The following is an 11,025-nucleotide window of genomic DNA, read 5'->3' as shown; positions in this document are numbered from 1 at the left end:
CACCTTCGAGTTCCTGTACGAAAACGGCGAGTTCTATTTCATCGAGATGAACACCCGCGTGCAGGTGGAGCACCCTGTGACCGAAATGATCACCGGTATCGACATCGTGCAGGAACAGATCCGCATCGCGGCCGGCGAGAAGCTGCGCTTCCGCCAGCGCGACGTGATGCTGTCGGGCCACGCCATCGAATGCCGTATCAACGCCGAAGACCCGTTCAAGTTCACCCCGTCGCCTGGCCGCATCACCGCCTGGCACACCCCGGGCGGCCCAGGCGTGCGTGTTGACTCGCACTCCTACGCGGGTTACTTTGTACCACCGAACTACGATTCGATGATCGGCAAGCTGATCACCTACGGCGCAACCCGCGAGCAGGCCATCCGCCGCATGCAGATTGCACTGTCGGAAATGGTAGTGGAAGGCATTTCGACCAACATCCCGCTGCACCGCGAGCTGATGGTTGACGCGCGCTTCATCGAAGGTGGCACCAACATCCACTATCTGGAACAACGACTGGCAGAAATGCCAAAAGCAGGTAAATAAAAGGGTCCGACCCTTGGGTCGTACCCTGGTTTCCCGGGTTTCCAAGGTTTCAAAGACCAGAAAACCCTGAAAACCGGGGTCAGACCCAAGGGTCAGACCCCAAATACGCACAAAGGCAGGTAAGTAATAAATGAGCTGGACTGAAATCGTCATCGAAGTAGCCCGTGAACACGCTGAGGCCCTGTCCGAAGCGCTGATGGATGCGGGCGCGCTGTCGGTGTCGGTGGAGGATGCCGATGAAGGCACCGACGCCGAAAAACCCCTGTTCGGCGAGCCGGGCATGGAGCCGACCGAAGCGGCCTGGGACCATAGCCGCGTGGTCGCGCTGACCGATGACGAGGACGACCAGGCCCTGATCGTGGCGGCAGCTGCCGGCGCGATCGGCCTGGCCAACCTGCCCAAGTTCACCACCCGTCCGGTGGCGGACGCGGACTGGGTGCGTTTGACCCAGTCGCAGTTTGAACCTATCCACATCGGCAAGAATATCTGGGTCGTGCCAAGCTGGCACGAAGCGCCGGATCCATCCGCGCTGATCCTCGAACTGGACCCGGGCCTGGCCTTCGGTACCGGCTCCCACCCAACCACCAAGCTGTGCATGGAGTGGCTGGAAACCCATCCTGCGCCGGGCAAGTCGGTGCTGGATTACGGTTGCGGTTCCGGCATCCTGGCCATGGTGGCGCGCAAGCTGGGCGCTACCACGGTGGCGGGTGTGGATATCGATCCACAGGCAATCGTGTCGGCCAACGACAATGCGGTGCGCAACCACGTGGAAGATATCCAGTACTTCGTGCCGGACGATTTCGCCGAATCGGCCTTCGCCACCCAGCGTTTCGACATCGTGGTCGCCAATATCCTGTCTTCGCCTTTGAAGCTGATGGCACCGATGCTGTCCGGCCGCGTGGCCGAGGGCGGCTCGCTGGTGCTGTCCGGCGTGCTGGCGCGCCAGGCGGAAGAAGTTGCCGCGGCCTATGCGCCGTTCATCAAGCTCACCGTCTGGGCCGAGCATGAAGGCTGGGTGTGCCTGTCGGGCACGCTGGGCGCAAGGTAATCTTACGTACTGATGGCGCTCGCCACTAAATGCCCCCATTGCAATACGATCTTCCGGGTCGCGGCTGACCAGCTGAAACTGCGTGGGGGTATTGTTCGTTGTGGCTCCTGCCACGAGGTCTTCGACGGCAATGCTGCCCTCGTTGAGCCGGCGCCCAAGCCGACGCCTGTCATCCCCGAAGTTCCCGCCGTCAGCGAACCACCCGTTGCGGGTTATGTGCGCGGCAGCGCGGTCGACTTCGAACTCGATTTCGCGGACGATGCCGCGCCGCCGCCAACTGCACCGCCAGCTGCATCGCCAGCGGTGGCACCAGCCGCACAGCCAGCCGTACAGCCAGCCGCTGGCGCTCCGGCCGTTTGGCGCGGCGCCGCCCTGACGCGTCCCGCCAACGCAGCGCCGGCTCCTGCCGCGCCGCCATCGCCGGAAGATATTGCCCAAGCCGCAGTGGCACGTGCCTTCGCCCACGCCACCGCGCCGGAAGTTCCCCCTGCCACCACAATTCCCGACGTCCAGCCGCTTCCATCGGAAGAAGCGTCCGTCCACGCAAACGATGTGGCCATCGCTGGAGAGGACGCAGCCAATGCAGGCGGCGAGGCCACGCCATCAGCTGGCGACGCCGCCCCGTCGGCCGACGAGTCCGCGCCATCCGCTGCCCCTGCAGTCGCCCTGTCCGATGACGCAAGCCATGCCGGCAAGGGCGCCGCAGCACCGTCCGATGACGCCGATACCGCGCCATCGAGCAGCGACACAGCCCCTGCGGCCGATAATGCCGAACCATCCGTTGCCCCGGCAGCCGCGCCGTCCGATGACGCAAGCCATGCCGGCGAGGACGCCGCTGCGTCGGACGATGACGCCGAGCCATCCGTTGCCCGAGCAGCCGCGCCGTCCGATGACGCAAACCATGCCGGCGAGGACGCCGCTGCATCGGACGATGACGCCGAGCCATCCGTTGCCCCGGCAGCCGCGCCGTCCGATGACGCAAGCCATGCCGGCGAGGACGCCGCTGCGTCGGACGATGACGCCGAGCCATCCGTTGCCCGAGCAGCCGCGCCGTCCGAGGACGCCGGCCATGCCGGCGAGGACGCCGCAGCGCCGGCCAATGACGCCACCCATCCCGGTGGGGACGATGCCGCGCCGGCCATCCTGGCCGCGCCATCGAGCGGCGACACGACCGCTTCGGCCGATGATGCCGAGCCATCCGCTGCCCCTGCAGCCGCACCGTCCGATGACACCGCTGTGTCGGCCGAAGAGTCCGGGCCATCTGTTGCCACTGCAGTGGATTCGCCCGATGACACGGGCGGCAACGGCGAGGAAGCAGCCGCGCCGGCCGGCGAAGAGCTCCATTCCAGCGGCGACGCGCCCCCATCCACTGATGACGCGCCCTATTCCGGCGAAGACCTCGTACAGGCGGAGGCAAGCCCTGCGCCAAACGTCACCGCGCCGGACCCTGACTTCGTGCCGGCCTTCCTGCGCGCCCGCCCAGTGGAGACGCCAGCCCAATCCGGCGCTGCCGGCGAGCACCCCGACGGCCGCATCGAACCCACCTTCGACGCGCCCCAGGAACACATCGTCGCCGCCAGCCTGGACGACGCCTACCACTTCGACGACCAGCCCGCCGCCGGGCAGCCCGCGCCGCCAGCGGCCGACGAGCCATGGAGCCTGGCGCCCCCCGAGGCAGAAGCAGCTGAGCGCGACGAAACCGCCCTGCACGCCGTGGCAGCCGTCAACGCCGACGTGCCCGATGACGGCGCCTCCCTGCCCGACGACGAGGCACCGCGCGCAGACAGCACCCGCGCCGCCGCCGACGCCCGCATGCGCGCCCTGGCCGGCGTCGACGAAACGCCAGCCGAAGACCTCGACCACTCGGACCTGAGCTTCGTCAAACGCCACGACCGCAGCCAGAAATACGGCAAGGCGATCAAAATCGGCATGGCTTTCGGCATCCCGCTGCTGCTGGGCGGCCTGGTGCTGCAAGCCGCCACCACGTTCCGCGACACCCTGGCCGCCACCTACCCGCAGCTCAAGCCGGCACTGACAGCCGTCTGCCAGCCGCTGGGCTGCCAGGTCAGCCTCCCGACCCAGCTCGATGCGCTCAGCATCGAGCAAGGCGAACTGGCCAGCATGGCCGAAAACACCTTCAGCTTCAGCACCGTGCTGCGCAACCAGTCCAAGCTGGTGCAAGCCTGGCCGCACATCGAGCTGACCCTGAACGACAACGCCGACAAGCCGGTCCTGCGCCGCGTGTTCGCCCCGCGTGAATACCTGCCAGCGGCGAGCGAAGCGGATAAGGGCTTCGGCCCGCGCAGTGAGCAAAGCATTAAACTGTACTTTGAGCTGAAAGAGCTCAAAGCCTCCGGCTATCACATCGCCATTTTCTACCCATAAAAATACTATGACTAAAACCGCCCTGGTCTGTGGCTCGCTTGCCATCGACATCATCATGCAATACGAAGGCCGCTTCGGCGATACCCTGCTGGCGGACCAGCTGCACAAGGTGAACGTGTCCTTCCTGGTGCCGACCATGCGCACCGAGTTCGGCGGCTGCTCGGGCAATATCGCCTACTCGCTGAAGATGCTGGGCGGCGAGCCGCGCATCGTCGGCGTGCTGGGCCAGGATTGCGCCGCTTACCTGGAGCGCTTCCAAAAGCTGGGCCTGTCGACCGACAATATCCTGATCAAGAAGGACGCCTACAACGCGCAGTGCTTCGTCACCGCCGATGCGGACCATAACCAGATCAACGCCTTCCACCCGGGCGCCATGTCGTTCGCGCATGAGAACCCGATCGAGAAGGCCGGCCCGGCGCGCATCGCCATCATTTCGCCGGACGGGCACCTGGGTATGCTGAAGCATGCCGAGGACCTGGCGCGCCTGGGTATCCCGTTCATCTTCGATCCGGGCCAGCAGATGCCGATGTTCACGCCGGAGCAGCTGATCGGCTTTATCGACAAGGCGACTTATGTGACCTGCAACGATTATGAGATCGAGCTGCTGATGGATCGCACTGGTTTGACCATTCCGGATATCGCTTCCAGGCTGGAGGCGCTGATCGTGACCCGCGGCGAGAAGGGGTCGGAGATTTATACCGGCGGCAAGCGGATCGATATTCCGGCGGTGGCGGTCGATCCGGCGCTGGACCTGGACCCGACCGGCTGCGGCGATGCTTATCGCGCGGGCTTGCTGTACGGCCTGGTGAATGACCTGGGCTGGGAGTCGACCGGCCGCCTGGCCAGCCTGCTGGGCGCGATCAAGATCGTGACCAAGGGGGCGCAGAACCATGTCTTTACCCCGGCTGAAATCGCGGATAAGTTCGAAGCGGCTTTCGGTTATCGCTTTTAACCCGGGAAACCTGGGTCAGACCCAAGGGTCTGACCCTTCTCTACGCGGCGGCCGCAGGTCGGGGTCTGACCCTCGGGTCTGACCCCGCTTTACCGGGTTTACGGGTTTTCGAGCCGCACCACATCCTCCAGCCCCACCCCCGCCACCTCCAGCAGTTTCTTCTTATTGGTCTGCCCGTGCGTCAGCGTCACCGCGCTGCGCGACACGCCCAGGGTGCCGGCCAGCCACTTCACCAGCGCCTCATTCGCCTTCCCTTCAATGGGTTGCGCGGCCAGTTTGATTTTCAGTGCATCGCCCAGCACGCCGACCACCTCGGTCTTCTTCGCGTTGGGCTGGATCTGGACGGCCAGGCGCACGCCGCCTGGCACAGCGGAACACCAGCTCCGGCTCATCAGTTAAACAGCATGCCAAGCAGGATCTGGCAGATTTGCAGCAGGATCAGGGCCACCAGCAAGGACAGGTCCAGGTTGCCGACCAGCGGCACCACCTTGCGGATCGGCTTGAGCAGCGGTTCGTTCAGGGCCCGCACAAAGGGCGCCAGCGGCGCGTGCGGATTGACCCAGGAGAAGATCGCCTCGATGATCAGCAGCGCCATGAAGCCGAACAGGATCCATTCCAGGAAGCGCTGCAGGGCCGCCAGCAGCACAATCTCCACCGTGGCGCCGATCAGGAACAGCACCGACGTCGCCAGGATCACGATCAGGAAGGCGCCAATCAGGCTGGCCCAGTCATAGCCGCCCATGCCGGGCACGATGCGGCGCAGCGGCCGCACCAGCCAGTCCGATAGCTGAAAAGTAAACTGGGCCACCGACGACGGCGGTCGGACGCGGATAGCCTGCATCCAGAATCGCAGCAACAGCACACCGCCCAGCAAGCCGGCAGCGACATCGACGATCAGCTTGAGAATACTAAACACGGGTTCACTCCAAATAAAAAAACCGCTGTGCGATTGTCTCACACAGCGGTGCTTTCGCCATCCGGCTCTAAGCGCTTAAACGCTTAGGAAGGACGGGTGCTGGTCGGGAACGGCCAGGCGGCTGCCGGGGCGATAACGGTTTTGGCTGCCGGAGCGGCGGCTGGAGCTGGGGCTGCAGCAGCTGGTGCTGGTGCGGCGGCTGGCTTCGCAGCTTCCTTCTTGGGAGCAGCAGGCTTCTTAGGAGCGGCCTTTTTTGGGGCAGCTGGTTTAGCAGCAGGAGCTGCAGCCGGTGCTACGGCTACTGGCGCAACAGCTGGCTTGGCTGCTGGCTTAGCCGAGGCTTTTTTTGGGGCGGCCTTTTTAGCTGCAGGCTTGGCAGCTGGTTTTGCAGCGGCTTTAGGAGCGGCCTTTTTAGCAGCTGGCTTGGCAGCGGCTTTCTTGGCGGCTGGCTTGGCAGCGGCTTTCTTGGCAGCTGGCTTGGCAGCTGGTTTGGCGGCAGCTTTCTTGGCGGCTGGCTTGGCAGCAGCTTTCTTGGCGGCTGGCTTGGCAGCTGCTTTAGCTACGGTCTTTTTCGCTGCTGGTTTAGCGGCGGCTTTCTTGGCTGCTGGCTTGGCAGCGGCTTTCTTCGCTACTGGCTTCGCTGCGGCTTTCTTGGCAACGGCTTTCTTGGCTGCTGGCTTGGCAGCGGCTTTTTTCGCTGCTGGTTTAGCTGCTGCTTTAGCGACGGTTTTCTTCGCTGCTGGTTTAGCGGCGGCTTTCTTCGCTGCTGGTTTTGCTGCTGGCTTAGCTGCGGCTTTCTTCGCTACTGGCTTCGCTGCGGCTTTCTTCGCTGCTGGTTTTGCTGCTGGCTTAGCGGCAGCTTTCTTCGCTACTGGCTTAGCGGCGGCCTTCTTCGCTGCTGGTTTTGCTGCTGGCTTGGCAGCGGCTTTCTTCGCTGCTGGTTTAGCGGCTGGCTTGGCAGCGGCTTTCTTGGCAGCTGGTTTAGCAGCTGGCTTAGCTGCGGCTTTAGCGGCCGGCTTAGCGGCGGCGGCTTTCTTTGCTGGAGCAGCTGCTTTAGCGGCTGCAGGTTTCTTCTTAGCGGCGGTTGCCATTTTTAGTTCTCCTTCATCTGGGATGGGAAAATTCACGCACATGATTAAAACCCGTCCGGCCCTGCGCTGGACCAGGCGAATTATTCATCGGCACAAACAGGATTGCGGTTTGCGCTAATGAATTCGGCACCCAGCTGAACTGCTGCACCTCCTCACCAGTGCAGCGCTTCAGCCATCGACTCCGGCGCCGGTGCTTGGCGGCGTCGGACTCAAAATCTTTATCGCGACGATTGCGCGGGTGGGGCGTACAGTCAGCTCCTCAACCCCTCGTCGGGCCACTTGATACGACCAGCGTTCAAAGAAAAAACCGCCCGGCCCTGATCGCAGGATCAGGTGAGCGGCTTCGCTGTCGTCGTGTGGTCTTTAAGCATACTTATGCGTTTTAAGTTCCCATTATTTTTCGACTTTTGCGGTAACAACACACTCGAAAAAACAGTGCTTGCAAATTCACGCGTTTTCAAGTTCGCAAAGTACACGAAAGCTTGTTGATGCGCAACTAGCACGAATGATTTTCTTCTTCTTTTTTTGTATCGATCTGCGCGTTCGCGCACATAGAAGCGTGCTGCGATCGGTGCGCGCGCACCGCGCATGCGCCGCGCCGCGCCACCACCCTTCGCATAACGCCTTTAGGTAAAGGCTGTATGAAAAGCGAAGCGCCCCGGCTTGCGATGGATCGCGAGACCGGGGCGCTTGCAGGCGGGCTTTGAAGATTTTTTTTCGTCGCGATTAAACGACATGCGAAATTCGCGCGAGCACGCGTTCGAGGTCGAGCAGGCAGGTGCTGTGCGCGCTGCCATCGGCTTGCGGCAGTTCGAGCACCTCGCTCGATTCGGCCGACAGGCAGCGCTCCTCCGGCTTCTTCATCAGCGAGGGCGTGGCGTAGCGCTTGCCGTCATCCACTGTGACGATGTCGCACACCGCATCGACCACCAGGCCATAGCGCTCGTCGCCGCGCTCGATCACCAGCACCTTGCCGGCGCCCTCGCCCGCACCCTGCGCCATGCCATACAGGCGGCGCAGGTCGACCAGGCTGATGAGCTGCTGGCGCAGGTTCAACACGCCGCACAGGTAGTCGGGCATGCCGGGCGGGTGGCTGATGTCGCCCGCATGGTCGATGATCTCGCGCACCTGTTTCAGCTCCAGCGCGAACAGCTCGCCCACGCGGAAGCTCAGGTAGACCTTGCGCCCGGCACGCTGGCGTTGCACCGCCTCGCCGTCGGCCGGGTACAGGTTGCGGTGGCCCAGGTCCATCTCGCCGATCTCGCTGCGCGAGAAGATGCCGGCATGATCGAGCAGGATCACGTCCTCTTCGCCGCTGCGCGCCACGCAGCCGGCGAACATGCCGCTGCGCGCTTTGCTCAGCAATGGGATCGGCAGCACCTCTTCACTGCTGAAATGCAGGATGCTCTCCACCGCGTCGACCAGGAAGCCGACCGTCGCCTCGCCGATATGCGCCACCAGCACGCGCTGCTCGGCGCCGTCGCCGGCCGCCGCCTGCCCGCCGGCCAGCGTGGCGAAGTCCACCACCGGCACCTGCTTGCCGCGGAAGTGCATGCGCCCCAGGCACAGGGGGCTGGTTAGCACGGTCTGGGTCAGCTCCGGCACGCGGACGATTTCCTGGATCGCATGCATCTCCATCGCAAAGCGGGCGCCGGCGGCGCGGAAGCTGATGGCGTGGCGGCGCGCGCCGACCACGCGCAGCTGGCGCCGGGTTTCCGCCCCGGCCGCGCGCATCGATTGCACCTGCGGCACGTTCTCGATGCGCACCAGGCGTTCGATATCGAGCACCTGCACCAGGCGCCGTCCCTCGTCAAGCAGGATGGTGCCGGCTACTACCCCTTGTGTCGAACCCTCGGCATAACGCAACCGGCTGCGTTGCTCGGGCCGCACGCGCAGGATTTCGCCGGTACCGTGCACCAGCAAACCGACCTGCACGTCCTGGTAGTCGATGATGGCGATCTTCTGCGCCGGATCGGCGCCCGGCGCCGCCGGGTCGAACAGGCGCGCCAGGCTGACCACCGGGATCACGCTGCCGCGCAGGGTGAACATGCCGGCCAGGTAGGGCGGCGCCAGCGGCACGCTGGTGATGCGCTCGGGGAAGTTGACCACTTCGCGGATGGCCAGGGCCGGCAGCGCGAACTCGTCGCTGCCGAGCAGGAAGGAGCCGAACATTTCGACGGCCGGCAGCGCCGCCCCCGGCGCCGCCGCGGCGCCGGGTATTACGCGCAAGGCATCCATGGCTTACACCACGAAGCCAGCGACGATCTTGTTCAATTCCCCGGCCCGGGTGTTCAGGCTGGCGGTCGAGGAGGCGATGCTGTCGCAGCTGCCGGCCGACTGCTCCGCCGCCTCGGCGATGTGGTTGATGGCCACGCTCACCTCGCGCGCCGCCAGCAGCTCTTCGCGCGCCTCGTGCGAGATGGCGGCGATCGCCTCGCTGGTCTTGCCCACGCCCTTGACGATGCGGTCGAACGCCTCGCTGGCCTGGTGCGAAATCGCGGTGCCGGTGTTGACGCGCTTGACCGACTCGTTGATCAGTTTGGAGATTTCCTTGGTGGCCTGGGAGGAGCGTTCGGCCAGCTTGCGCACCTCGTCCGCCACCACCGAGAAGCCCAGGCCATGCTCGCCGGCGCGCGCCGCTTCGATGGCGGCGTTGAAGGCCAGCATATTGGTCTGGTTGGCAATGTCGGAAATCACCTTGACGATCTCGCCAATGTCTTCCGAGGAGCGGTTGATCAGGTCCATGGCCTCGATCGAGCGCGCCACCGCCTTGGCGCCCGCCTCGGCCTCGTCCTGGGTGGCCTTGGCCAGGTCGTTGGCGTGGGACGTGCTGGTGGCAATGGCGTCGATGGAGCGGGTCAGGCCGTCGACCGAGGCATTCATTTCCTCCACCGTGGCGCCCAGCTCCTGCGAGCCGCCCGCCACCACGCTGGCGCGGCTGGCGATCGATTCGGCATCGTCGGCAAAGGCGGTGGCCGACATCACCACCTGGCCGATCACGCCGCGCAGGTCGCCCATCATCTTGCCGATGCCGGCGCCCAGCTGGTCGAGCGGCTCGTCGCCGTGCACCGGCACCTCGGCCGTCAGGTCGCCCCGGGCGGCGCGCGCCACCGCCTCCAGCAGGCGCTCGATCTTGGCGGCGTCGCAGCTGGCCTTGTCCTTGATGCCCTGCTCCAGCATCACCTGCTCGGTGATGTCGGTGGCGAACTTGACGATCTTGAAAGGCTTGCCGTTCATGTCCAGGATCGGGTTGTAGGTGGCCTGGATCCAGACCTGCTTGCCGCCATTGCCGACCCGCTTGTAACGGCCGCTGTCGAATTCGCCCCGGTTCAGCTTTTGCCAGAAGCGCTTGTAATCGAGGCTGGCGGCGTACTCGGTTTCGCAGAACAGGCGGTGGTGCTCGCCCTGGATATCCTCCAGCGCGTAACCCATGGTGTCGAGGAAGTTGGCGTTGGCGGTCAGCACATGGCCGCCCATGTCGAACTCGATTACGGCCTGCGCCTTGTCCATGGCGCTGACCTTGCCCTCGTATTCGGCGTTGCGCAGTTTGGCGGCGGTGATGTCGGTGGCGAACTTGATGACCTTGTAAGGCCGGCCATCGGCGTCGAACACCGGGTTATACGAGGCATTGATCCAGATCTGGCGCCCGCCCTTGCCGACGCGCTGGTACTCGCCATGCTCGAAATGGCCGCCGCGCAGGCGCTCCCAGAACTGTTTATACGCTTCGCTGGCGGCGAAGGCGCTCTCGCAGAACATGGCATGGTGGCGCCCCTGGATCTCCTCCAGCGTGTAGCCGACCGCGTCCAGGAAGTTGTCGTTGGCGTGCAGGATGGTGCCGTCCAGCTGGAATTCGATGACGGCCTGCACACGGTTCAAGGCGGCGTTGATGGCCTGGAGTTCGACTTCCTGCAGCTGGCTTTGCTGAATGGCTATGCTATTCATGGGAGCTCCTGATAGGGGGGGAATTGCCACTGGGAATCTTCAGTATAGCCAGCCCGCCCCTAGCGATTCTCTCGCATTGTCACCAACGCCTGCCTAAGCTTTAAGCAGTTTAATTTGGCGCCCTCAGTCGTTGTCTGCCCACAACGCAGC

Annotated in this window: 8 protein-coding genes and 1 pseudogene; 4 read left to right on the top strand and 5 right to left on the bottom strand. The window is 64.3% G+C overall.

Annotated elements, in window-relative coordinates:
- From ACE3TQ_RS18860 to ACE3TQ_RS18845, 4 genes and pseudogenes are all read left to right on the top strand, one after another.
- Nucleotides 1–541, top strand: a pseudogene (locus ACE3TQ_RS18860) (acetyl-CoA carboxylase biotin carboxylase subunit); the annotation flags it as partial.
- A 130-nt stretch (nt 542–671) separates the two neighbouring features.
- The gene (gene prmA / locus ACE3TQ_RS18855; protein WP_374583831.1) at nt 672–1,589 is read left to right on the top strand and encodes a 50S ribosomal protein L11 methyltransferase; all 918 of its coding nucleotides are present in this window, start codon (nt 672–674) and stop codon (nt 1,587–1,589) included.
- Between the two features lie 12 nt (nt 1,590–1,601).
- Nucleotides 1,602–3,974, top strand: coding sequence for a DUF3426 domain-containing protein (locus tag ACE3TQ_RS18850; RefSeq protein ID WP_374583830.1), 2,373 nt, complete (start codon nt 1,602–1,604; stop codon nt 3,972–3,974).
- A 7-nt stretch (nt 3,975–3,981) separates the two neighbouring features.
- On the top strand, nt 3,982–4,926 hold the full coding sequence (locus ACE3TQ_RS18845) for a carbohydrate kinase family protein (RefSeq protein ID WP_374583829.1): 945 nt from the start codon (nt 3,982–3,984) through the stop codon (nt 4,924–4,926).
- A 98-nt stretch (nt 4,927–5,024) separates the two neighbouring features.
- Here the strand turns inward: ACE3TQ_RS18845 and ACE3TQ_RS18840 are convergent, their stop codons facing one another.
- The 5 genes from ACE3TQ_RS18840 to ACE3TQ_RS18820 form a co-directional block, all read right to left on the bottom strand.
- Complete coding sequence (locus ACE3TQ_RS18840) at nt 5,025–5,318, bottom strand: DUF167 domain-containing protein (protein ID WP_374583828.1); 294 nt, start codon at nt 5,316–5,318, stop codon at nt 5,025–5,027.
- Nucleotides 5,318–5,824, bottom strand: coding sequence for a YggT family protein (locus tag ACE3TQ_RS18835; protein ID WP_374583855.1), 507 nt, complete (start codon nt 5,822–5,824; stop codon nt 5,318–5,320). The genes ACE3TQ_RS18840 and ACE3TQ_RS18835 overlap by 1 nt, the downstream gene beginning before the upstream one ends.
- 101 nt (nt 5,825–5,925) lie before the next feature.
- Nucleotides 5,926–6,975: a transcriptional regulator gene (locus tag ACE3TQ_RS18830; protein WP_374583827.1), complete on the bottom strand. Its 1,050-nt coding sequence runs from the start codon at nt 6,973–6,975 to the stop codon at nt 5,926–5,928.
- Between the two features lie 684 nt (nt 6,976–7,659).
- On the bottom strand, nt 7,660–9,171 hold the full coding sequence (locus ACE3TQ_RS18825) for a chemotaxis protein CheW (RefSeq protein WP_374583826.1): 1,512 nt from the start codon (nt 9,169–9,171) through the stop codon (nt 7,660–7,662).
- 3 nt (nt 9,172–9,174) lie between these two features.
- The gene (locus ACE3TQ_RS18820; protein WP_374583825.1) at nt 9,175–10,875 is read right to left on the bottom strand and encodes a methyl-accepting chemotaxis protein; all 1,701 of its coding nucleotides are present in this window, start codon (nt 10,873–10,875) and stop codon (nt 9,175–9,177) included.
- Nucleotides 10,876–11,025: the final 150 nt, after the last annotated feature.

It is taken from the genome of Pseudoduganella sp. (assembly GCF_041914865.1).
Lineage (GTDB): Bacteria > Pseudomonadota > Gammaproteobacteria > Burkholderiales > Burkholderiaceae_D > Rugamonas.
This window is presented reverse-complemented; position numbering and strand designations above follow the sequence as displayed.

Excerpts from the sequence above, each read along its gene's own strand:
- ACE3TQ_RS18825 (WP_374583826.1), bottom strand. The coding sequence starts at position 9,171 with ATGGATGCCTTGCGCGTAATACCCGGCGCCGCGGCGGCGCCGGGGGCG.
- ACE3TQ_RS18840 (WP_374583828.1), bottom strand. The coding sequence starts at position 5,318 with ATGAGCCGGAGCTGGTGTTCCGCTGTGCCAGGCGGCGTGCGCCTGGCC.
- ACE3TQ_RS18845 (WP_374583829.1), top strand. The coding sequence starts at position 3,982 with ATGACTAAAACCGCCCTGGTCTGTGGCTCGCTTGCCATCGACATCATC.
- ACE3TQ_RS18830 (WP_374583827.1), bottom strand. The coding sequence starts at position 6,975 with ATGTGCGTGAATTTTCCCATCCCAGATGAAGGAGAACTAAAAATGGCA.
- ACE3TQ_RS18820 (WP_374583825.1), bottom strand. The coding sequence starts at position 10,875 with ATGAATAGCATAGCCATTCAGCAAAGCCAGCTGCAGGAAGTCGAACTC.
- ACE3TQ_RS18850 (WP_374583830.1), top strand. The coding sequence starts at position 1,602 with ATGGCGCTCGCCACTAAATGCCCCCATTGCAATACGATCTTCCGGGTC.
- prmA (WP_374583831.1), top strand. The coding sequence starts at position 672 with ATGAGCTGGACTGAAATCGTCATCGAAGTAGCCCGTGAACACGCTGAG.